10 protein-coding genes are annotated in these 23424 nt (G+C 62.4%); 4 read left to right on the top strand and 6 right to left on the bottom strand.

Going from position 1 to position 23424, the window contains the following annotated elements; genetic code table 11:
- Positions 1 to 8: 8 nt before the first annotated feature.
- From PFLQ2_RS11770 to PFLQ2_RS11755, 4 genes are read left to right on the top strand one after another with little or no spacing between them, the layout of a single operon-like run.
- On the top strand, positions 9 to 3119 hold the full coding sequence (locus PFLQ2_RS11770; RefSeq protein ID WP_003182650.1) for a non-ribosomal peptide synthetase: 3111 nt from the start codon (positions 9 to 11) through the stop codon (positions 3117 to 3119).
- Positions 3120 to 3142: 23 nt separating this feature from the next.
- The gene (locus tag PFLQ2_RS11765) at positions 3143 to 7909 is read left to right on the top strand and encodes a non-ribosomal peptide synthetase (RefSeq protein WP_003182652.1); all 4767 of its coding nucleotides are present in this window, start codon (positions 3143 to 3145) and stop codon (positions 7907 to 7909) included.
- Positions 7910 to 7912: 3 nt separating this feature from the next.
- The gene (locus PFLQ2_RS11760; protein WP_003182654.1) at positions 7913 to 8965 is read left to right on the top strand and encodes a TauD/TfdA family dioxygenase; all 1053 of its coding nucleotides are present in this window, start codon (positions 7913 to 7915) and stop codon (positions 8963 to 8965) included.
- Between the two features lie 54 nt (positions 8966 to 9019).
- Positions 9020 to 13651 (top strand): non-ribosomal peptide synthetase, encoded by a 4632-nt coding sequence (locus PFLQ2_RS11755; protein ID WP_003182656.1) that lies wholly within the window; start codon positions 9020 to 9022, stop codon positions 13649 to 13651.
- A 49-nt stretch (positions 13652 to 13700) separates the two neighbouring features.
- On the opposite strand, the gene PFLQ2_RS11750 is transcribed toward PFLQ2_RS11755, so the two are convergent.
- The 6 genes from PFLQ2_RS11750 to PFLQ2_RS11725 all read right to left on the bottom strand — a co-directional run bounded on the left by PFLQ2_RS11750 (position 13701) and on the right by PFLQ2_RS11725 (position 23266).
- Positions 13701 to 14012 (bottom strand): DUF3325 family protein, encoded by a 312-nt coding sequence (locus PFLQ2_RS11750; protein WP_003182657.1) that lies wholly within the window; start codon positions 14010 to 14012, stop codon positions 13701 to 13703.
- A complete protein-coding gene (locus PFLQ2_RS11745) occupies positions 14005 to 15552 on the bottom strand; it encodes a PepSY-associated TM helix domain-containing protein (protein WP_003182660.1) in 1548 nt (515 codons plus the stop codon). Before PFLQ2_RS11745 ends, PFLQ2_RS11750 begins: the two co-directional genes overlap by 8 nt.
- A complete protein-coding gene (locus PFLQ2_RS11740; protein WP_003182662.1) occupies positions 15552 to 15863 on the bottom strand; it encodes a hypothetical protein in 312 nt (103 codons plus the stop codon). Before PFLQ2_RS11740 ends, PFLQ2_RS11745 begins: the two co-directional genes overlap by 1 nt.
- Before the next feature lie 90 nt (positions 15864 to 15953).
- Positions 15954 to 18182, bottom strand: coding sequence for a TonB-dependent siderophore receptor (locus tag PFLQ2_RS11735; protein WP_003182664.1), 2229 nt, complete (start codon positions 18180 to 18182; stop codon positions 15954 to 15956).
- Positions 18183 to 18280: 98 nt separating this feature from the next.
- Positions 18281 to 19945: a cyclic peptide export ABC transporter gene (locus PFLQ2_RS11730; protein WP_003182666.1), complete on the bottom strand. Its 1665-nt coding sequence runs from the start codon at positions 19943 to 19945 to the stop codon at positions 18281 to 18283.
- Positions 19946 to 19990: 45 nt separating this feature from the next.
- Positions 19991 to 23266 (bottom strand): non-ribosomal peptide synthetase, encoded by a 3276-nt coding sequence (locus PFLQ2_RS11725; RefSeq protein WP_003182668.1) that lies wholly within the window; start codon positions 23264 to 23266, stop codon positions 19991 to 19993.
- Positions 23267 to 23424 lie beyond the last annotated feature (158 nt).

The following is a 23424-nucleotide window of genomic DNA, read 5'->3' on the forward strand; positions in this document are numbered from 1 at the left end:
CCCCCACCATGAGCCATAACCTGAAAACGCATCACGACCTGCCCCTCAGTGCGGAGCAGTCCGTCGCCCTGCAAAGCGGCCGCCCGTTCGTGCATTTGGGCATGACCCTTGAGGGCGCGCTGCACCCCGGGCAACTGCATGAAGCATTGCTGAAGGTGATCGAACGTCATACCAGCCTGCACACGGCGCTACGCCCCTCGAATTTGTATCGAAGCCTGCGCCAGCATGTCGTGGCGCCAACGCTGCAATGGCATGTGCTGGAGGCCGGCGTGTCCGACGCCGAGCAGCAAAGTGCTGCGCTGTTGCAAGCGCCGTTTGCCATCGAAACCGGCTGCCTGGTTCGAGGCGTCCTGCGTCAACTGGCACCGGCCCAGTGGCGCCTCGATCTGCTGGTCGCGGCGTGTGCCGGTGACCGGCTCAGCCTGCAGAACCTGTTCAGTGAATTGACCGAACTCTATGCGCGCCCCGCGGCCGTGCTGGAGGAAGCATTCCAGTATTCGCAGTACGTGGAATGGCGCAACGACCTTGATGCCGATGACGAAGCCCTCGACGGTCGCGCCTACTGGGCCGCGCTGGCGCTTGCGGACACCCCGCCAATGCAGCTGGGATCGCATCACGAACCGACGGGGCAGCGTGGCCTGTCGTCGGTCTCCCAACGCCTGCCCGTCGAGTTGCATCAGGCGCTACAGCAACTTGCCGACCGGTGCCAGCAACCGCTGGGGACCGTGCTGCAAGCGGCGTGGTGGTTGCTGTTGGCCCGTGTGGGCGGGCATCGCGTCTACACGGCTGGCTGGCAGCAGGATTGCCGTGTCGAGTACGAGGCCCTGACCAACGGAATCGGCGTGTATGAAAAAATCCTGCCGCTGGTGCTCGCCCCGGACCTGAACGGCACGTTCGAGCAGTGGCTGCAAAGCCTGGCCAGTCAACTCAACGAACATGTTCAACAACAGGAATACTGGAACGTCGCCGACACGACCCACACCCTTTATCGCAAAATCGGTTTCAACCTGGCCCGCCATTGCCAGGACGTCGACATCGCTGGCCTGCGCTGGCACGTTGATACGCTGCCGGGTGTCGCCCCATGCTTCGAGCTGGCCCTGCAAGTCGTGCTGGATGAGCACGGTCCCGGGCTGACCATCAGCATCCAGGCACCGGGGGCGCACTATGACGACGAAGTGCTGCAATGCCTGCTGGACCAATACGCCTGCCTGCTGCAAAGCCTGCCCGTAGGGCCCGACAGTCGCGCCCTGATCGAGCTGCCATTGAGCAACGCCGAGCATCAGGCCCGCCAATTACAACTGTGCGGCCCTCGCCGGGACTTCGGTTCACAGGCCTTGCCTCAGCGGCTGCATCACTGGGCGCATACCACGCCGGATGCGCCGGCCTTGCAGGTCGGCGACCACACCTTGAGCTATCGCCAGCTGCACGAACAGGTCGAACAGTTGGCCGGGGCCTTGTGCGCCCGAGGCGTTGGCCGTGAATCGAAAGTGGCTTTGCTGCTGCCCCGCTCGGCAGACCTGCTGCTGGGTCTGTTCGCGGTGCTGCGCGCCGGTGCCGCCTACATCCCTCTGGACCCGTCCTGGCCGGCCGCTCGCCAGGAAAAAATCCTCGCCGATGCGCAGCCACAGCTGCTCATTGGTTCAGCCCAGGACGTGAGCATTGCCGAGCTGCAAAACTCGGCGGTGGTCGCCTTGCCTTCGATCGACAGTATCGCGCTCAACGACGCGGCTTACCTGCTCTACACCTCTGGCACCAGCGGTGAACCCAAAGGCGTCGTCATTGAACACGGTCATTTGCTCAATTACGTCGCCGCGGTCAGCGAAGCACTGGACCTGGCCCATTGCAAACGCTTCGCGCTGATTTCCTCGGTGGCCGCAGACCTGGGCAATACCACGCTGTACGGCGCGCTGTGGAAGGGTGCGTGCATGGTGCTGGCCAGTGACGAAGCCAGCCGCGATGCCAGCGCATTCGCACGGTTTGTTCGCGATCAACGGATCGACTGCCTGAAGATCGTTCCGTCGCATCTGGCGGCACTGCTCGAAGACCACGCCAGTGCCTTGCCGGATGTTGTGATACTGGGCGGCGAACCGTGCCCGGGGGCATTGCGCCAACGCATCCAGCAAGTAGCCCCACATAGTCGGGTACACAATCACTATGGTCCGACCGAAACCACCGTGGGCGTGCTGTTCAGCCTCAGCCAGGCGTTCGACAGCGCCGCGCCGCTGGCCCTGGAACAGGCATTGGCCAACACGTGCGCCTATGTCCTGGAGCAAACCCCGTCCGGCCTGCAACCAGCACCGTTGGGCGCCTTGGGCGAGGTGTACCTGGGGGGCTCGCAAGTCAGTCGGGGTTATCTGAACCGAGCGTCAGACGCGTTTATCGACGACCCCTTCAAGCCGGGCCAACGCCTTTATCGCACGGGAGACCTGGCACGGTTGTCACCCCACGGGCGCCTGCACCTGGCCGGACGCAGCGACCAGCAGATCAAGATTCGCGGCTTTCGCGTCGAGCCCGGGGAGTTGGAGGCGGCGCTCTTGAAGCTGGCCGGCGTCAACCAGGCGGTGGTGCATTTCACCGCTGGCCAGTTGCTCGCCTACGCCGTCAGCCACCGTAAAAGCGCTGACTTGCTCGCCGAGTTGCGTACCTCGCTACCCGATTACCTGATCCCTTCGCAACTGCTGCGCGTACCGGCACTGCCGCGCCTGGCCAACGGCAAGATCGACTACGCCGCGCTGCCCAGCCCCGACAGCCTGGCGGAGCATCGGGTGGCGCTGGCGCCACGGGATGCGCTCGAAGCCCTGCTGGCAGACCTTTACCGGGAACTGCTGGAACGCGACAGCCTGAGCATCACCGACAGCCTGTTCGATCTGGGCGGCCATTCGCTGATGGTCATCAAACTCTGCACGCGCCTGCGCAGCCTGTTGCAGCTGGAAGTACCGCCGGGGCTGGTGTTCGACAACCCGAGCGTCGAGACGCTGGCCCAAGCGTTGCGCGACCAGGAAAACCAGCCGGGAAGACTGGTGAAAATTGCCGAGCTGCGTCGCACGCTGGCCGCGATGTCGCCCGAGGAGCGCGCTGCCTTGCAGGCCCGCGCCAAAACCTCCAGCCCTTCTGTCTGACGCCCCCAGGACGCAATCACGCTATGGAAATCAATCCGAACCAACTGGCCGAGCGTATCGCCAGGCTCACGCCGCAAAAACGCGAAGCCTTTGCCGCCGCATTGGCAGCGCAAGGCATCGCGCTCAGCCGCTTGCCGATCGTGCCGTCACCGGACGAGGGACCCCGTCCGCTGTCCTGGGCCCAGCAGCGCCTGTGGTTTCTCCACCGCCTCGAACCCGACAGCAGCGCCTATAACATGCCCGCCGCATTACGTTTGCGTGGCTTGCTCAACCTCGATGCCTTGCAGCAGAGCTTCGATCAACTGGTGGTGCGGCATTCAATTCTGCGCAGCACCTTCCACGAAGCCGAGGGCAAGGCTCATCAGATCATCCACGAGCAACTGCCACTGACGCTGGCGCGGATCGATCTTTGCGCTGAGCAGGCCAGCGTGCGCCAGTCACGCCTGCAACAGCTGATCGACAGCGAAACCAATCGTCCTTTCGACTTGCAACAGGCCCCCCTGCGCTGCCTGCTGGTCAAGCTCAGCGACGATGAGCACGTGCTGATCCTGACCGCCCAACACATCGTCGCGGACGGCTGGTCCCTGGGGATCCTGGTAAGGGAACTGACTGCGTTCTACAGCGCCGCGCTGCAAGGCGTCGAGGCGCAACTGCCGGCCTTGCCGGTCCAATATGGCGACTATGCGGCGTGGCAACAGACGTGCATGAGCGACAGCGCCCTGGCACCGGAACTGACCTATTGGCGAGAACACCTGGCGGGGGAGCAACCGGTGCTGGAACTGCCGGTCGATCGTCCCCGCCAGAAGCACTCAAGCGGTCGAGGTGCCCGCCATTACCTCACCGTCGACCCGGCGTTGACTGACAGCTTGCGAGCGCTTGCCAAGGCGCGCGGGACGACATTGTTCACGGTACTTTTGAGCGCCTTCAACGTGCTGCTGTATCGCCTCAGCGGCCAGACCGACTTGCGTGTCGGCGTGCCTGTGGCCAACCGTACGCGCATGGAAACCGAAGGTCTGATCGGCTGCTTCATCAACACGTTGGTGATGCGCTGCGAGCTCAACGGCCGGCGCACCTTCAATGAGGTGCTGGAAGACGTCAACAACGCGCGGCGCAATGCCCTGGAACATCAACAACTGCCGTTCGAGCGGCTGGTCCAGGCCCTCGAGCCCGAACGCCATCTGTCCCACTCGCCCTTGTTCCAGGTGATGTTCAATCTGCTCGATGATCACGCGCCGCGTCGCCTGCAGTTGCCAGGGCTGGAAATCGAGGAGATCGAGCGCGAGCAGATGACCGCGCCATTGGACCTGGTGCTCAACGTGTCGGAGCGCAGCGACCGGCTCGAGGTGTGCTTCACCTACAACGCCGATCTGTTCGAACAAGACAGCATCGTCAACCATGGACAGGCCTACGCCAGCCTGTTGCAGGGCCTGGCAACGGCTCCCGATAGCCTCATCGCTCATCTGCCGATACGTGATGCCAAAGCCGAGCAGCATCTGTTGGCGCAGTGCCAGGCTTCATTGGCCCTTTCGCCGCTGCCCGAGCTGGTGCACCTGCGACTGGCGGCGCAAGCGGCGAAAACCCCGGACAGCCTGGCGCTGATCCACGATGACCTGGCCTGGAGCTACGCCGAACTGCAACGCCGGGTCGACGGTGTGGCCCAGCATCTGCTGGCGCTCGACCTGCCGGCGGAAGCGCGCATCGGACTATGCCTGCCTCGGGGCCTGGACATCGTCGCGGCCGTGTTCGGCGTGTTGAAGGCAGGGCTTGCCTTCGTGCCGCTGGATCCCCAATTTCCAGCGGAACGCCTGGCGCACATGATCGACGATGCCGACATTCGCCTGGTACTGGTCGACGCATCCACAGCGCCAATAGTCGAGTCTTATCAACGGCCGATCCTCGACGTCTGTGCACTCGCGCCAATGCCCGGGCTTCAACCCGCCGTGGCGGAGCGGGCCGTGCACCGAGAACAACTGGCGTATGTCATCTACACCTCCGGCTCCACGGGCAAACCCAAGGGCGTGGCGGTCACTCACCGCTCGCTCGCCGGATATACCGAAGTCGCGCGCGCCTATTACGGCGTCAGTGCCGAGGACCGGGTGTTGCAGTTCTCCACGTTCAACTTCGATGGCTTCGTCGATCAGCTGTTTCCTCCGCTGATGTGCGGCGCCAGCCTGGTCGTACGCGGCCCCGAGCTTTGGGACACTCGCGAATTTCTGACCCGGTTGTATCGCCATGGCATTACCGTCGCGGCCTGCCTGACCACCGCCTATTGGTACCAGCTCGCCCAGGATTTCGCCCTGGTCCCGGCCGACGCCTACGGTGCCTTGCGCCTGGTCAGCGTCGGTGGCGAAGCCATGCCGCCCGAAGGACTCAATGCCTGGCGCAAGGCCGGACTGAGTCATGTCCGGCTGCTGAATATCTACGGTCCCACGGAAATCACCGTGGTATCGAGTATCCAGGATTGCACCCTGCTGCTGGACGATGAACAGCTGCCGCTGCAAATGCCCATCGGCGAACCCTTGCGCGGCCGCGCCTATTACCTGCTAGACCGCGACGACAACCTGGCGCCTGTTGGTGTGCCCGGGGAGCTGTGTATTGGCGGCTCGTTGTTGTCTCGCGGCTATCACGACGTTCCAGGCCTGACCGCCGAACGTTTCTGCCCCGACCCGTTCGGCCCGCCAGGCAGCCGTCTGTACCGCACCGGTGATCGGGTCCGGCGCCTGCCCAACGGCACCTACGAATACCTCGGGCGCATCGACCAGCAGGTCAAGCTGCGAGGCTTCCGGATCGAATTGGGCGAGATCGAATCACGCTTGCAGAACCATCCGCAGGTTCGCCAGGCCGTGGTGATCGTGCGTGAGGACCGGCCCGGCGACCGTCGCCTGGTGGCCTATGTGGTTTACCAGGCGCAACCTTTGGCGATCACGGCCCTGCGCGAACACATCGCCAAGCATTTGCCTGCCTACATGGTGCCGTCCGCCTTCGTCACCCTGGAGCAGATACCGCTGACGCCCGGCGGAAAACTCAACAGGGCAGCACTGCCGGCCCCCGATTATTCGCTGCAGGCTACTCAGGTGCGTGCGCCGCAGACCCCGCAGGAGCAGCAGTTGCTGGCGCTCTGGCAAGACGTGCTCGGGGTGGAATCCATCGACCTGCACGACAACTTTTTCGCCCTGGGCGGGCACTCGTTGCTGGCGGCTCAACTGGTCACCCGCATTCGCCTGGCGCTGAACATCGAACTGCCCCTGCGGGTACTGTTCGAAGCGCCGACCATCGCGCAACTGGCCTCTGAGCTGTCCAAGGCAGAGGCCAGCAGCGAACGCCCCATAGAGCCCGCGCCTGTCCCGTCCCATGGCCGCAGGCTGCTGTCCCACGCCCAGCAAGGGATGTGGCTGGTACAGGCCATGCAACCGGAAAGCGCGGCGTACCACATTCCCAGCGCAGCGCGCTTGCGCGGCCACCTGGACATCGACGCGTTGCACCTGGCGTTCAAGGGATTGGTGCAGCGCCATGAAGCATTGCGTAGCAGCTTCCACGAACAGGACGCGGAACTCTTCGTTCAGGTGCAGCCGCAGGTCGATCTGCCGATGCCCCTGCATGACCTCAGCGCCCTGCCCGCCGACGTCTGCGAAGACACGGCCCGGCGGTTGTTGATTGAGCTGGCGATACGCCCTATCGATCTGCGCCAGGCGCCGTTGCTGCGCTTGCACCTGATCAAACTGCGGGACGATGAACACCTGTTGTTGCTGGTGCTGCACCACATCGTTTCAGATGGCTGGTCGATGGGCCTGTTGGTCAGCGAATTGACTCACCTTTATCGCGCCGCCCTGAGCGGTGAAAACCCGACGCTGGCGCCATTGCCCATCCAGTACTCTGACTACGCTGCCTGGCAGCAGCGATACCTGGACGAGCCGATGCTCGAGCGTCAGCTGGGCTATTGGAAGCAGGCGCTTGGCGAACCCCAGCCGCCGCTGGACCTGCTCAGCGACAGACCGCGCCCGGCGGCCCTGAGCGGACAAGGTGCGCGCTGGTCGTTCCAGATTGGCGAACACACCGCAGACGCCCTTAAACGGCTTTGCCTGAGCAACGGGGCCACCCTGTTCATGGGATTGCTGGGCGCCTTGCAGGTGTGCCTGTATGCCCAAAGCGGTCGACAGCAACCGGTGATCGGCACCGACGTGGCCAACCGCAATCGCGCAGAAACCGAAGGGCTTGTCGGTTTTTTCATCAACCAATTGGCCCTTCGCGGCGACCTGACCGGCAACCCGACGTTCAGCCAGTTGATCCAGCGTCTGCGCCCGCAGGTACTGGACGCTTTCAAACATCAGGAGCTGCCGTTCAACAAATTGGTTGAAGCGCTCAACCCGCCGCGCAGTCTCGCCTATAACCCGCTGTTCCAGGTCAAGCTGGTGTTGCAGAACCAACCGGCCAGCGTGCTGCAGATGCCGGGGCTGGACGTGCTGCCCGAGCGCATCGAGCACGGCCAGTCACAGCTGGACCTGCACCTCACCGTGGAGGAGGACCGGGGCACCCTGGCCTGCACCCTCAAATACAGCACCGACCTGTTCGACGCGACAACGGCCGAGGCGTTCGCCAACGCCTTCAGCACACTGCTGGAACAGGTCGCCACTTACCCCGAGCGACTCATCGACGAGCTCGCCCAGGACTTGAAACGGCAAACCCATGAACAACGCATGAAGCACCTGAACGCACGCAACGAGCAGAGCCTGGCGCGGTTGGGCAGCACACGTCGGCGTACTCGATTCACTACTGACTCTATGGAGGGATAAGACATGAATGGTCCCGCGACACCTACCCTGGGCGGCATGCGCCGCAAGCCGATTCGCCTGGATGAAGAAAACCTAGTGACGTTCAAGCCGCTCAATGACGGCCAGAACTACACGCTGCTGTGTGAGCCCGCCAGCCCCGGCGTCAGCCTGATCGCCTGGGCGCAGCGGCAACGGGAACTGATCGAACGCAAACTGCTGGAACACGGTGCTTTGCTGTTTCGTCATTTCCAGGTCGACACTGCCACGGCTTTCGACCAATGCATCAGCTCATTGTCAGGGGGAGCGCTGGAGTACAAGTTCAGGGCCTCGCCGAGGACGCAGGTCGATCCGCGCCTGAACATCTACACGTCCACCGATTACCCACAGGACCAACGCATTTTCCCTCACAACGAACACTCCTACTCGCCGGTTTTCCCGCTGAAGATTTTCCTGTGGTGCGACGTCGCCCCGCAATCGCGGGGTGAAACGCCGATCGGCGATACCCGCGCCATCACCCGCGGCATCGACCCACAGGTCCGCGAACGCTTCGCCCGTCTGGGCATCATGTACGTGCGCAACTACGGAGACGGCTTCGGCCTGCCTTGGCAAACCGTGTTCCAGACCGAGGACCGGGCGCAGGTCGACGCCTACTGCGCCAGTGTCGGCATACAGACGGAGTGGAAAGAGAACAATCGCCTGCGCACCCGCCAGGTCGGCCCAGCGCTGGTCCGGCACCCGCGCACCGACGAGATCCTCTGGTTCAACCACGCGACATTCTTCCACGTCAGCACCTTGCCGGCCAGCGTGGGCGATGCCCTGCAGGCCGATTTCGCCGACGACGACCTGCCGCAGAACACCTTTTATGGCGACGGCAGCCCGATCGAGCCCGAGGTGCTAGAGCACCTGCGCGCCGTGTACCTGCAAAACATGATCGAGTTCAGTTGGCAGCACGGCGACGTGTTGCTGCTCGACAACATGCTATCGGTGCACGCACGCAACGAATACAGCGGTCCCAGGCGCATCCTGGTGTCCATGGCAGAAGCACTGAACAGTACAGACGTTGCGCTCAAGCCCTGAACCGCTCGACCGTCCAACGTCCCTGACTTGCCCCTATTTTCAAGGCCTCATCCTATGTCCAGTAACGCCTTAGAGGGTTTTCGCCCCGCTCTGCAACAAAACCTGTATTGGTCGCGCGCCACTGATCGCAGCGCCCCGCTGTTCCTGACCCTGGCCTTGCCTGACGGTATCGACAGCGCACGCTTGCGTTCGGCCCTGGAGCACGTGCTGGAGCGCCACGAAATCCTGCGCACCCGCCTACTAGCCGCTCCCGGCATGGACCTGCCGGTGCAGGTGATCGCCGAACACATCGACATTGACTGGCGAGACATCACCACGGCCCCAGCCTCTATCGACGACTTGAAATCGGCACTGCGCGCGGTCCTGAGCCAGGAGACGCCACCTGCCCTGGCCGTCGCCCGGCTCCCCGCCACCCTGCTGGTCGCATTGCCTGCCGCCAACGTCGACGCTACCACTGTGGAGCGCCTGCTGTCGGAGTGGCAAGCGCTTTACCAAGGCAATGAGCTGCCGGACGACACCGTCCAGTTCGCTGACTTCGCCGAATGGCAGTTCGAGTACACCAGCGGCGGCGACAGCGACGCCGGTCGTGCCTTCTGGCAACGCCAACAAGCGCCGGACCTGATGGCGGTGCTGCATCCATTCCAGCGCGCATCGGCCGGTAATGAACGGCACATGGCCCAGGTCCAACAGACCCTGGACGCTGAATGCCAAGACCGACTCAACAGTGCCCTCGCCGGCCTCGATACCCCGGCGCAGCATCTGTTCGGCGCGTGCTGGGCGGTGCTGCTCAGACGTCATCTGGGCCAGCCCCAGGTGGTGCTCGGCTGGGAACATCCTGGCCGTAACAGTGCCACGACGACCGCCATGGGTCCCTATGCCAAGTCCTTGCCGTTGCTGCTGACATTCGACGACAGCCAGTCCTTGGCCGGCCTGCTCGCTGCACTCCGCGCCTTGTTGACCGAGGCCGATACCTGGCAAGAAGCGTGGCCCGCTCAATCGGCGCCAACGCCGTTCGGCTTCCGCTTGCGCAAACCGGCGCCGTCGGCCTGGACCGTGCAGGCACTGGAAGGCGAAGAATGTGCGCATGCGTTGCTGCTGGAGGTCACTGAACGGGCGCAAGGCTTCGAATTTCGCCTGCACTTCGACGCCTCGACACTGGACGTCGACGCCGCACGTCTGCTGCTCGATCAGTACCTGACCCTGTGCGTGCAAGCCAGCGATACCAGCTCGCAACCCTTGGGCGAGGCCAACGGTATCAGTCGCGTTCACCAGGACTGGCTGGCGACCTTGAACCAGACCGCCACGCACCTGGCGACGCCGGCGTTGTTGCACCAGCTGTTCGAGCAACAGGTCGACCTGCAACCGGACGCCATCGCCGTGACCCACGGTGATGCTCATCTGAGTTACCGGGCGCTGGAGCGCCAAGCCAACCAAGTGGCGCACCGACTGCGCCAGGCGGGGCTGACGGCCGGACAGCCGGTGGGGTTGTTCATCGAGCGTTGCAGCGAAGCCCTCGTCGGTATCCTGGGCATTCTCAAAGCGGGCGGCGCCTACTTGCCGCTGGACCCAACGTACCCGGCCGAACGCCTGAGCGACATGCTTGAGCAAACCGCGGCCCCACTGCTGCTGAGCCTGACGCGTCTGCAAACGCGCCTGCCCGAGGGCAACTACGAAACGGTATGGCTCGACCAGCCGGGCAGCGACAGCACCTTCGACCTGCGCCCCGAGCCCATCAGCGATGCCGACACCCTGGCTTATCTGATTTTCACCTCAGGCTCCACCGGGCGCCCCAAAGGGGTGATGGTGACCCATCGCAATGCCGTGCATTCGACTTCGGCGCGCCAGTTGGCCTATGAAGAGCCGTTGACGTCATTCCTGCTCGTGTCAGGACTGGCGTTCGACAGTTCGGTCGCCGGTCTCTTCTGGACCCTGGGCCGTGGCGGTCGGCTGTGCCTGCCCCAGGACGACCAGGTTCAGGATGCGCTGGCGCTCGGCCGCTTGATCGCGGCCCAACGCATCAGTCATACCCTGATGTTGCCGTCGCTCTACGCCCAGGTACTGGAACAGGCCGCCGACCAACTGGGCAGCCTGCGCTGCGCCATCGTCGCCGGCGAAGCCTGCCCGGCTGCCCTCGCCCGACACCATCGCGAGCAATGCGCGCAAGCCCAGTTGTACAACGAGTACGGGCCGACCGAAGGCACCGTCTGGTGCAGCTACTACCGCGCCCGAGGCGACGAACACGGTGTGTTGCCGATCGGCAAGGCCATCGCGAATATGCAGGTGTTCGTGCTCGACGAGCAGCGGCGTCCGGTGGCCGCTGGCGTGGCGGGTGAAATCTACCTCAGCGGCGCAGGCATCACCCAGGGCTATCTCGGACGACCGGACCTGACCGCCGAGCGCTTCTTGAGCAACCCGCTCGATCCCCAGGGCAGCCAGTGGTACCGCAGCGGCGATATCGGCAGGGTCAATCCCCAGGGTGACATCGAGTTCCTCGGACGTATCGACGACCAAGTGAAGATTCGCGGTTTCCGGATCGAGCTGGGGGAAATCGAAGCCCGCCTGCTGAGCCATCCAGGCATACGGGAGGCCGTCGTGATCGCCCGCCAGAACGAAGTCGGCGATACCGAACTCATCGCCTATCTGGTGGCGCGCGAGGCATGCCCCGGCGCTACCGCGTTGCGCGACTACCTGGGCACGCAATTACCTGACTACATGTTGCCAAACGCCTATGTGATGCTGGCGGCATTCCCCTTGACCCCAAACGGCAAGCTGGATCGCAAGGCGTTACCGGCCCCCGCCCGTGATCGCCAGGTCAGCTACCGGGCACCCCGCAACGAACGCGAGCAATTGCTGGCAGCGCTGTGGTCCCAGGTGCTGGGGGTGGAGCGGGTCGGCCTGGATGATAATTTCTTCGAGCTGGGCGGCCACTCGCTGACCGCGACCCGACTGGTGTCACGGCTGCGCAGCAGCCTCGGGCTGGAAGTGCCGGTACGTGCGCTGTTCCAACACCCGACGCTGGGCGAATTCATTGACCAGGCGCTACCAAAGGCCGATGCCTCGACGTTACCGCCCATCACGCCCCAACACCGCCAGCCTTCAACGGCAATGTCCTACGCCCAGGAACGGCTCTGGTTATTCGATCGCCTGCACCCAGGAAGTACCACGTACAACGTGCCTGAATCGGCGCGCCTGCATGGCGACCTGGACGTGCTGGCGCTGGAGCGCAGTTTTGCGCTGTTGCTGCAACGCCATGAGGCCCTGCGCACGACCTTCACGCTGGAAAACAATCAACCGGTGCAGCGCATCAGTGCCGCGCAGGGTTTCACGCTGACTTTGATCGACCTCAGCCATCTGGACGAAGGTGATCGGCATCAGCACCTGCACAACGAACTCAGGGCCCAGGCCGCCCATCCGTTCGATCTGGCACGGGGCCCCTTGATCCGTGCGGGCCTGGTGCGGCTTTCTCCACGAGAGCATGTGCTTTGGCTGACCTTGCACCACATCGTCTTCGATGGCTGGTCGATGCGCGTGTTCATCCGTGAGTTGACCCAGCTCTACACGGCGTTGAGCAAAGGGGAACCCTCGCCCCTCGTCGGGCAAACCCTGCAGTACGCGGATTTCGCCCAGTGGCAACGCCGTGAACTGAATCACGACGCGCTCAAGCCGCAACTGGATTTCTGGCTGCAACACCTGGGCACCGACCGCACGCTGCTGCAACTGCCTTGTATGTTGCCGCGGCCGGCGCTGCCCAGCCATCGGGGCGCTGAGCACACCTTCGAACTGGGCCTGGAGACCACGCAAGCGCTGCACGCCTACAGCCGGGAACAAGGCGCGACCCTGTTCATGACGTTGCTGGCCGTGTTCAACGTGCTGCTGGCCGGCCATAGCGCACAGCGGGCCATACGTATCGGCATCCCGATTGCCAATCGTCATCGCCAGGAGCTGGAGGGCTTGGTAGGTTTCTTCGTCAACACCCTGGCCTTGCGCACAGACCTGGCCGGCAACCCGGGATTCGACACGGTACTCAAACAGGTCCGGGACAACCTGCTGACGGCTCACGCCAACCAGGACCTGCCGTTCGAGCAACTGCTGCAAGCACTGCCCAGCGCGCAGCAGCACAGTGCGCCGTTGATCCAGGTCATGTTCGACCTGCATCGCGAGCGCATCCTGACCTCGTCCGAGTTTGGCGATTTGAGGATCGAGCCGATCAAGGAGGACAATGGCAAGTGCAGTACCTTGTTTGACCTGATGCTCGACATCAGCGAGCGCGAGCACGGGCTGATCGCGACATTCACTTACAGCACCGATCTGTTCGAACATGACAGCATCGTCGCGTTGAGCGAAGATTTCCGCGCCTTGCTCGATACCGTCCTGGGCCAGGCGGCGCCGTCCTTCGAAACGCTGTTGGAGCAGCTCAAGCCGATGAAACGGCCACCGGTCGAGCCTGCGGCGGACGCGCGAACGCAAGTGTTCAATGCCTTGCAGGCAGAGCTTGAACTCAGCGTTCTCGACGAGCAGGCGAATTTCTTCGAAGTCGGCGGCAGTTCGCTCAAGGCGGTGCTGCTGTGCGCCCGGCTACAGGAAATGTGGGGCACGAAAATCCCCGCGCACCTGGTCTTCCTGAACCCGACGCTGGATGACTTGGCCAATGTCCTGAGCCGTTACGCCAAGACGATGGCCGGCTGAATGACAGGCCCCGGGGTGTCCCCCGGGGCCTGCCAGCATGGCCAGGGGCTCAAGCCTTGAACAAGCGCCCCAACCCGCGTAGCCACGATCCTCGCCAGCACAATAGCAGCGTCACGACCATGCCGCAGGGCACCAGCGCCAGCAACCAGAAGACCATGCCCATGGCGACACCCAAGGCAACCTGGCTCAACAACAACCCCAAGGTCAATGCCAGTAGCGCGGTCCAGCGCAACGCTCGGGGTCCGGGAAACGGTTCGCCCGCCATGACCTTGCGCCAATGGACGAGCTGACTCAGCGCCAGCGTGCTGAGCCCTACACTCTGAAGCATCAGCACCAACAGGCTCGACATCCCATCAGCCATTCTTCACCTCTCCGAGCACAACCACTGCGCCAGCGCGATTGAGCAAACGCCAGCCTACACTGGCTGCCAGCAGCGCAACCGCCAGCAGCGCCAGGTCCACCCCGGCGACTGCCGTGAAGCCTTGCCTGATGGCTTGCCAGGGATGATCGCCGGTGCTCCAGGCATTCGAGATCACCGCCAGCACGGCCAACGCGCTGATCGCCAGACACTGCGTAGCCCATGGCGCGCGCCGTTGCGGTGAGCGCCAGATAACCTGCGCGGCATGGGCGGTCGCCAGCAGCCAGGCCCCATAAAACACCCGGATTTCCCAATCGGCTCTACCGCCCAACTCCACCGGCAGCCAGCGATTGGCGACGAGCATGGCCAAGGTGGCCAGCGGCATCCCAGTGATCAATGCGCTGGTAAACAGCGTCATCGGCGCAACGCTCAACGGCCCATTCGCGTTTTGCAGGCGGCGCTTCTCCAGCCAATACAACAAACCGCTGCCCAGCATCACGCAACCACTCAAACCGGCGAGAAAATACAAGGCGCGCAACCACGGCTGCTGAAAGTGCGTGACGTGCAGACCCGCCAGGAACTTGAACGTCCCGGCGGCGACAGGCAACTTGGATTCGTACAACAGGCTGGCGTTGGCACCGTCGAAATACAGCGTCTGCTCATCCTCGCTCAGACGATCACCGGCGGAGCGACTGATCTCAACGTAAGCATTGGCATCCCCCGGATGCCAGACCCGGACGAACGTAGGCTCGCCGTTACCCCAGCGCAACCGGGCTTGCGCCATCATCTGATCGAGTGACGCCAGAACCCCCGGTTTGCCTGAGGCTTCCCGACGATACGCCGAGTTGGCTTCGGCCCCGAACTGGTCGGCCTGCTCTTGATAGACCGCTAGCACACTGGCGGGCAGGTACAGCGGGAACAGGATCAGCACGCCGGTCAGCATGATGACGAAATGAAACGGCAGGGCGAAAACCCCCGTGAGGTTATGCAAATCCAACAGGCGCCTGGGCGATTTGTCGACGCGAAACGTGAACAGATCCTGGAACAGGCGGGCGTGGATGCAAACGCCGACGATCAACGCAATCAAGCCCAACATGGCCGCCAGACCGAGCAAGCGTGTACCGGCGCTCCAGGTGGTGATATTCAAGGTGTAATGCAGTCGATAGAAAAAATCGCCGCCGCGACTGCCGGCGTCAGGCAAGACTTGATCCCCCGTCGGTGCGAGAAATCGACTGTAGCCATTCCCCTCAAGGGTCCAGGCTTGAAAGCGCAACAAGGGTCGACGGGCATCGGGCATTTCGACGTACCACTGCATCAGCGGTTTGCCTTCGCTCAGGCTTGCGACATGTGGCACCACACGCCGATCCAGGGATATCGGCTCATCGACAGGCGCCAGACGGGTTTGCGGCAACATCCAACTGTCCAGTTCACGGTCGTACACCGCCAGGCTGCCCATGAAAAAAGCAATCAGCAACAGTCCGGAAAAACCGACGCCGACGAACCGGTGCAACCACAGCATGGACTGACGAACACTGTCGAACATCAGGTGCCTCCCGACAGATACTGAACCGTCCCCAGCGCCAGTATCGACACGCCAGCCAGCAGCACGCCATGGCGCCTTGCGCGCCGGGCGCAGAATAACCAGAGCACCAACAACGGGTAGATCACAAACCCGGCGATCGTGCTGGCGAGCACCGCTTCACTTCGCTGCTGGCCCAGCTGCACCAGGCCCAGTCCCACCAGGGTCGTCAGCGCCCAGACGAACAGATAGCTAATCGACAACGCCAGCACCAGCCACACCGTTCGCTGTCGATCCAGCGACTCTTTATCCCGTTTTACCGTTCGACGCGTCACCCTACCCTCCCTGCATATCGCTACAGCTGCCCGATAACGACAAAAGCCCGCCATACCGAAGTATGCCGGGCTCGTTCGTGACTGTCCCGATCAGAACTTGGCGCGCAAGGTCATGGACACTGCACGAGGATCACCAAAGATGTTCCCGTCCTGGAAGGTGTTGATGCGCTGGAAATACTTCTTGTCGGTCAGGTTGGTACCGAGCAGGTCTGCCGACAGATTCGGTGTGATCTGGTAACCGATACCGGCATCGTACAAGGCGTACCCGCCCTGGCGCAGCTTGGTGCCATCCATGCCGATCGAAGGCACGTCCAGCTTGTTGAACGTTTCGCTGACGACACTGACGCCGCCCTGCAAGCTCCACTTTTCCAACTCGCCAGGCAACTTGTAGAGCGTCCAGACGCGCAACATATTTTTCGGCAGGTAAGTCTGCAACTGCTCGTTAGGGCTGTCATAGCGCTTGTAGGTGTGGGTGAAGTTGGCGCTCAGGAACCAGTCCGGAGTCACCTGCCCACTCAATTCAGCTTCGAAACCCCGTGTCCGGGCCTTGCCGCTGGCGACCGATGCCCGGGAGTTCGGGTCGTTCATATCCGGAACCGCGCGGTTCTCTTCTTCGATCTGGAACGCCGCCAGCGATGCGTTCAAGGCACCGTCGAGGTATTCGCCCTTGATGCCCACTTCGTACTGCTTACCTTCAAGGGGCTTGATGATGCCATTGTTGATGTCCAGGTTGCTGACAGGCTGCGGCTGGAACACCCCGGCGTAGTTGCCGTACAAGGAGTAGGTGTCGTTGAGCTGGTAGATCAGGCCATAGAACGGCGTGAATTTCTGCGAAACGCCATCGCTGACTTTTTCCGAAGGTGAACCTGCCGTGGGTTGATGCTGGCTGCGATGCATATCAAGCCAGGTCACCCGTCCGCCGAGTACTAGCGTCAAAGGGTCCGAGAGACTCAGGCGCACGTTGCCATAGATCGCTTTGGAGCGGGTGTTGGCCACGCTGGTCGGCAGTTTGTCCGAATCTGGGAAGGCCGGATAAGGGAAGTCCGTCTGTGGATCGTTGAGGTCGACGTCGCCAATGAAATCGGAGAAATAGCCCCCGTTCGACGCAAACTCCGAGCGCGAATAGTTGGCTCCCACCAGCACTTTGTGCTCACGGCCAAGGAAGTTGAAGGGCCCGTCGACGTAGACGTCCGCCTCGTCCTGCTTCTCCCGATAATCGAACATGATCGAGTTCATCGACACCAGGTCGTCCGCCGGATCGATCCCGCCACCGTTGCGGGCATAGGCCTGGGTCAGGTCGTAGTTGTTGTCGGCGTGACGCAAGGCCAGCTTGGTGGTCCAGCCGTCACCCAAATCGTGCTCGACTTCAGTGAAGACCGCAGTGCTCCAGAAGTAGTCGCGGTTCCAGTCGGCGCCGTAGAAATTCTTGCGCGAGGCGTCCGGCAGCGACATGGCTGGCTGGCCGGCCGCATTGGTGTAGCGATAAGCTGGCAGCGAACGCTGGGCGCCTCGGATGTCGGTATTCTGGTTGCTCGCACCGATGGTCCAGACGGTATCGGGCGTGAGGTCAATGTCGACGACGCCATAGATCTGGTTCGATTCGCGCTTACCGCCACCGTCGTAGTAGAAACCTTGATCGTGCTCGCTGAGCACCAGGCGTCCACGCACGTTGCCGCTGTCGGTCAACGGACCGGTGACGTCGATCATGCCCCGATAGTTGTCCCAGGAACCGGCACTGATTTCGGCCGATACCGCCGCCTCGCTCAACGGGCGTTTGCGGACCAGGTTGATACTGCCGCCGGGGCCGCCAGCACCCGTCAGGCTGCCGGACGGTCCCTTGAGCACTTCGACGCGGTCATACATCGTCAAGTCCGGAGACAGGAAGATCCGGTTATCCATGGTGGTCGGCGTGCCATCCAGCTGCAACGAGGTGATCTCGAAACCACGGGAAAAGAAACTCAAGCGGCTGGCGTCGATACGCTGGACGGTGACACCGCCGACCTTACCCAGGGCATCTTCAAGGGTATACAGATTCTGCTTCTGGATACGTTCCTGGCCGATCACGTTGATGGTCTGCGGCACTTCGCGAAGACGCAACGGCACCTTGGTCCCCACCGACACGGTCGGCGCTTCGGTCTGCATACCCACGATCGACTGCGCCGGCAGCGTCATGGTGCTTGGTGTCTCGGTCGGCGCCTGATTGACGTCGTCCTCTTGCGCCCATGCCGACGTGGTGAGCAACATCCCCCCGCTCACCATCGGCACCAGTAGCAGATTCCCCATCTTGACCGTTGACCGGCCCTTAGCCCGTTGTTGCATGCCGCTCGCTCCTATGCGTGGCCCCGCAGGGCCATCATTTTTTTTGATTGTTGTAGTGCAGAACTACTGCTCGCCAAGAAACCCTGCAGAAAACCGTTTCAGACAGGGAGCCAATGCCCCTGCGCTGAATGCTGTTCGACATCCGCCCCTGCATGATCGAACGGATACAGCTGGCCGCCGTCGCATTTGAGGACTCGATCGGCGATGGAAAAATAACGATCGTCATGACTGATCGCGATAATGGTTTTCCCCTGGGCCTTCAATTCAGGCAGCAGCTGCTGATAGAAAAAACCACGGAAACCGGGGTCCTGATCAGCGGCCCACTCATCGAGCAAAAGGATCGGCCGCTCCTCCACCAACGCCACCAGCAATGCCAACCGCTTGCGCTGCCCTTGGGACAGGCGAGTGGTGGAGAGGCCACCGTGTTCGTCGATCGTGACCTTGCGCTCCATGCGCAGACGCTCAAGCCACGCCTGGGCCAAATCCATGTCGAAGTCACCGCTAGGACCGACCAGACGCTCGAACAGATAGAAGCTGGAAAATACCGTGGAGAAATGCGCGCGGTACCAGTCCCGCAACGGCGGGGTGATTTCCACGCCCTGCAGGCGCAAGGTCCCGGCGCCGGGCTCATACAGCCCGGTCAGCAACTTGGCCAGGGTCGACTTGCCACTGCCGTTGCCGCCGACGATGAACAGGATTTCACCCTTCGCCACACTCAGGTCCACCGGCCCCAGGCGGAAACCATAGTCGTCGGCGGCATGGGGATAGTCGTAGCCCAGCCCCTGCAATTCGAGCATGGGCTGGCGGGCATCCGCCTGACCGGTCTGCGCCGTGAATTCGGTACGGTAATCGGCAAAGGCCAAGGTCTCGATCTTGGCCAGCGAGACATTGCCCGCTACCAGGGTCGGCAGGCTGCCGATCAAGTCATTCAGGGGCATGCGCAAGAACATCAGCACCAGGACGAACGCGGCGATAACGCCATTGCCCAGGCCCAACCAGGCACCGGCAGCGAACAAGCCACCCGCCAGTGCAAGGATCAGGGCCACCGTCCAGTTCAGGCTCAAGGTCCAGTAACGATCGGCGTGCACTTCGTTGCGCCGCGCATACTCCGCGGCAGGCTGCAGGTCCAGCGAATAGAAACGCTCCTTGCGCCGGGCATTGAGCGCCAGTTCGAAGCGTCCCTCGATCGCGCCCTGATAGGCCGCGTACAAGCGGTCGTCAGTTTCCCGTACACGCTTCATCAGTTGGCGCATCTTGTTGAACCAGCCGTGGGCCAACCAGGTTCCCAAGCTCAGGCCAACGACACATATCAGTAGCAGCTGCCAGGACAACCAAGCCATGTACAGGCAACCACCCAGCATCAACACGGTGTTGTAAAACACGAACGGCAAGCGATTGAAAGCCTGACCGATGCTGACGATGTCCTTGCTCAAGGTCGCATACAGGCTGGCTTCGCCGATTTTTTCCAGCTGTTCGATGGAGGTGTCCAGCAAGCGCTTGACCATCTGCAAGCGCAATTCGTACACCACGCGGTGACCCAGCGCGGTCAACAAGGCCTGGGAACCGAAACCGCAGGCAAACAGCAGCACCAGCAAGCCAACGAACCTCGCCGCCAGCAGCGTGTTCATGGTGACAGCGCCGGCGATCAGGCGATTGATCTCATTGAGCAATCCAATGCCGGCAGCGGCGCTGACCAGGCTGGCCAACAGGCCCAGGCTCAGCAACGCTCGGTGACGCTTGAGAAGAGATAAAAACAGGGTCATGCAAATTCCTCGGAGGCTGCACACGCGTACGGCGGAGCGACTGGTTTATTCGAAGGCCAGCAACAGGTTTTCGATAGCGGTCAGTTCATCAACCTCGGGGGTAGCGCAGGCTTGCTCGATCAACGCGGCCATGTCACTGAGCACCGGGTGAGCGAACAACTGCGCCAGTGCAACCTCACAGCCAAACTGGTGCCTGATCCGTGCCTGGATCCTGACCAGTTGCAGCGATTGCGCGCCCAACCGGAACAGATCGGCATCGGATGTGATGGGCCAGACGCCGAGCACTTCTTTCCAGATCTCGGCGAGGCTTGTCTGCCACTCTCCTACAGGCTCCTCCCCCGCTGCCCCGGCATTCCACAGCGGCTCCGGCAGCGCCTTGCGATCGATCTTGCCGTTGGCATTGAGTGGCAGTTTCGTCAACACGACAAAAGCCCCGGGGATCATGTAGGCCGGCAGCCGTTCACGCAGTCGCTGGGTCACGGCAGCGCTGTCCACCTCGATGATTTCACCGCACAGATACGCCACCAGGACGTCCTGATTACCCGGGCCCCGTCGCATCACCACGACCGCCTGGGCCACGCCTGGCAACGCGGCCAACGCTGCCTCGATCTCGCCTGGCTCGATGCGAAAGCCGCGCAGCTTGATCTGGAAATCGCTGCGCCCCAGGAACTCCAGCCCACCGTCGGCGCGATAACGCGCACGATCGCCCGTCCTGTACAAGCGACTGCCCGCCTGGACGCCCGGTGCATGAGGCTGCACGAATGGGTTGGGAACGAATGACGCGGCGGTCAATTCAGGCCGATCGGCATAACCTCGGGCGACACCGCTGCCACCGATGTACAGATCACCGGCAACGCCGACCGGCTGGGGCTCAAGAAACTCGTCCAGGACATACAGGCGATTGTTGGCCAACGGCTGGCCGATGGGGATGACGGCACTGTCGACCCGCTCCACCCCGTGCACCGCCGACCACACCGTGGTTTCCGTGGGACCGTAGACATTCAGCAACTTGACCTGGCGTGCCAACAGCCGTTCAGCCAGTTCCGCCCCCAAGGCTTCGCCACCGCAGAGCACCCGCAGGCCTTTCCAGGCGGCTGAAGGGTGATCGACCAGCATTTGCCACGTGGCAGGTGTCGCCTGCATGACAGTGATGGCGTGGCGCTCGAGCAAGTCGATCAATGCCGGTGGGTCCAGGGCGGCCTCACGGCTGGCCAGGACCACGGTCGCGCCCTGGATCAACGGCAAAAACAGTTCCAGCCCAGCGATATCGAAGCCCAGGGTGGTCACCGCCAGGAGCCGATCAGTGCTGCTCAGTTGCACATGTTCCTGGATGCCCAGCAGGAAATTCACAAACGCCTGGCATTCAATGTCGACGCCTTTGGGGCGCCCTGTGGAGCCGGAGGTATAAAGGGTGTACGCCAATTGACGCGGATGAGTGACCCGCTCCAGGTTGGTATCGGGCAGTGCTGGCAATGCAGCGTCCAGCGTTTCCAGGGTGACCACGCAGGCGGCGGAACCGACGACGTCCCGCAGGGCCTCGCGCGTCAACACCAGGCCCGGTCGGGCCTGTTCGATGATATCGGCATTGCGTGCCGCCGGTTGCCCAGGGTCGATTGGCAGGTAGGCACCGCCGCTTTTCTGGATGGCAAGCAGCGTCACAAGCAAATCAGCGTCACGGTCAAGGCAAACGCCTACCCGTTGATCCGCTACCACACCGGCCGCTCTCAACCAATGGGCCAGTCGATTGGCGCGGGCGTTGAGCGCTGCGTAGCTCAACGGTTGCTCCCCGCTGATCAAGGCGCAGCGATCAGGACCGGCATCGACCTGACGCTCGAACAGGTCCGGCACGCCTTGATTCGGTACCAGCGTTCGATCGGTCCGGTTCCAGGCTTCCAATTGTTGCAAGCGCTGGGCGTCATCAAGCATCGGCAATTGCCAGACCGGCACGTCCGGTTGAGTCATGAGCCCATCCAGCAACTGGCGATAACACCCGGCGAGACGCTCGGCGGTGACAGGCGAGAACAGGTCCAGGTTGTATTCCAGTTCGCAGTACACACCGTCGGGGCGAACCGCTACGTCCAGGGTGAGATCGAATTTGGCGCTGTCTTGCGTCGGCAACACACGTTCGACCTCAAGCCCGGGCAAGGCCAGGTTGACTGCCGAGCCCGTGCTCAAGTTGAACATCGCCTGGAACACCGGTGAGCGACTGACGTCACGCTCGATTTCGAGGTGATCGAGCAGCAACTCGAATGGCAGTTCGGCGTGCTGCAGGGCAGACAGCGACTCACTGCGCAAACGCTGGCAAAGTGCACGACCCGTCAGTTGCGGATCCAACTGAACACGATAAACCAGCGTGTTCACGAAAAAGCCCAGCATCTGCTCCAGCTCTTCGCGGCTGCGCCCGCCGTGGGGGACGCCCACGGCAAAAGCCTGTTGGCCGCTAAAGCGCGCCAACAGCAACTGCCAGGCCGCCAGAAGGATGACAAAAGGAGTCGACGCACAATCGCGACAGAACGCCTGGATCCGAGCGGATTGGACGGGGTCCAGGGTGAACCGCAGCCGCTGGCCACGCTGGCTTTGCTGGGCGGGACGCGGAAAATCGGTGGGCAATTCCAGCACCGGTACCGACGCGCCCAGGTAGTTTTTCCAGTACTCGAGATCAGCCTGCACGGCGTCAGTGTCGAGGCGTTGTCGCTGCCAGATCGCGTAGTCCACGTATTGCACGGGCAATGGGGGCAACGTCGGGGTTTCACCTCGGACAGCCTGGGTGTAAGCCGAGGCCAGATCGCCCACGAGAATCGGATTGGACCACGCGTCGGACACGATGTGATGCATTTTCAACAGCAGCGCATGGCTGGAGACGTCGTAGCGAATCAGCTTGACCTCTAGCAGCGGCGCCTGGGACAGGACAAACGCCGACTGATCCTCAAGCGCCAGCAACGACGCCAGATGTTCATGCCGCGCGACACGATCGACGCCTGGCATCTCATGCTCTTGCATGATGAAGGCCACATCGTCGAGCAGCTCTTGTCGGGGCTCGCCATCGACTTCGATAAATCGGGTCCGCAATACGCCATGACGCTTGATCAGCGCCTCGAATGCCAAACGCAACGCTGGAACGTTCAACGCTCCCGTAAACAAAAAAGCGCGGGACAGGTTGTAAGCCGTGGCATTCGGTTCCAGACGTTGCAGGAACCAAAGGCGCTGCTGAGCGAAGGAAAGGACTTGCGGCCCAGCGCCGGATTGCCTTTGGAGACTGTCGGGCAGCTGTAATTCATCATCCTGGAGGAGCGCAAGCAATGCATCATCAAAGTCGTTCATCGGCGCTTCTACATCCCTATATGGTCCGACCTGTAACAAGGGGAATGAATATTAGGTGCCAATGATAATTAATGTCAATTGCAATGAATGACGTCACGCTCATTTGCAGTCTGGATCATTGATTCAGGGCCAGGCGCCCCGGGTCGAGCGGGGCTGGA

This window comes from Pseudomonas fluorescens Q2-87 (genome assembly GCF_000281895.1).
GTDB lineage: Bacteria > Pseudomonadota > Gammaproteobacteria > Pseudomonadales > Pseudomonadaceae > Aquipseudomonas > Aquipseudomonas fluorescens_S.

Coding starts and splice junctions, on each gene's coding strand:
- PFLQ2_RS11745 (WP_003182660.1), bottom strand. CDS start 15,552: ATGTTCGACAGTGTTCGTCAGTCCATGCTGTGGTTGCACCGGTTCGTC.
- PFLQ2_RS11755 (WP_003182656.1), top strand. CDS start 9,020: ATGTCCAGTAACGCCTTAGAGGGTTTTCGCCCCGCTCTGCAACAAAAC.
- PFLQ2_RS11750 (WP_003182657.1), bottom strand. CDS start 14,012: ATGGCTGATGGGATGTCGAGCCTGTTGGTGCTGATGCTTCAGAGTGTA.
- PFLQ2_RS11765 (WP_003182652.1), top strand. CDS start 3,143: ATGGAAATCAATCCGAACCAACTGGCCGAGCGTATCGCCAGGCTCACG.
- PFLQ2_RS11730 (WP_003182666.1), bottom strand. CDS start 19,945: ATGACCCTGTTTTTATCTCTTCTCAAGCGTCACCGAGCGTTGCTGAGC.
- PFLQ2_RS11725 (WP_003182668.1), bottom strand. CDS start 23,266: ATGAACGACTTTGATGATGCATTGCTTGCGCTCCTCCAGGATGATGAA.
- PFLQ2_RS11760 (WP_003182654.1), top strand. CDS start 7,913: ATGAATGGTCCCGCGACACCTACCCTGGGCGGCATGCGCCGCAAGCCG.
- PFLQ2_RS11770 (WP_003182650.1), top strand. CDS start 9: ATGAGCCATAACCTGAAAACGCATCACGACCTGCCCCTCAGTGCGGAG.
- PFLQ2_RS11735 (WP_003182664.1), bottom strand. CDS start 18,182: ATGCAACAACGGGCTAAGGGCCGGTCAACGGTCAAGATGGGGAATCTG.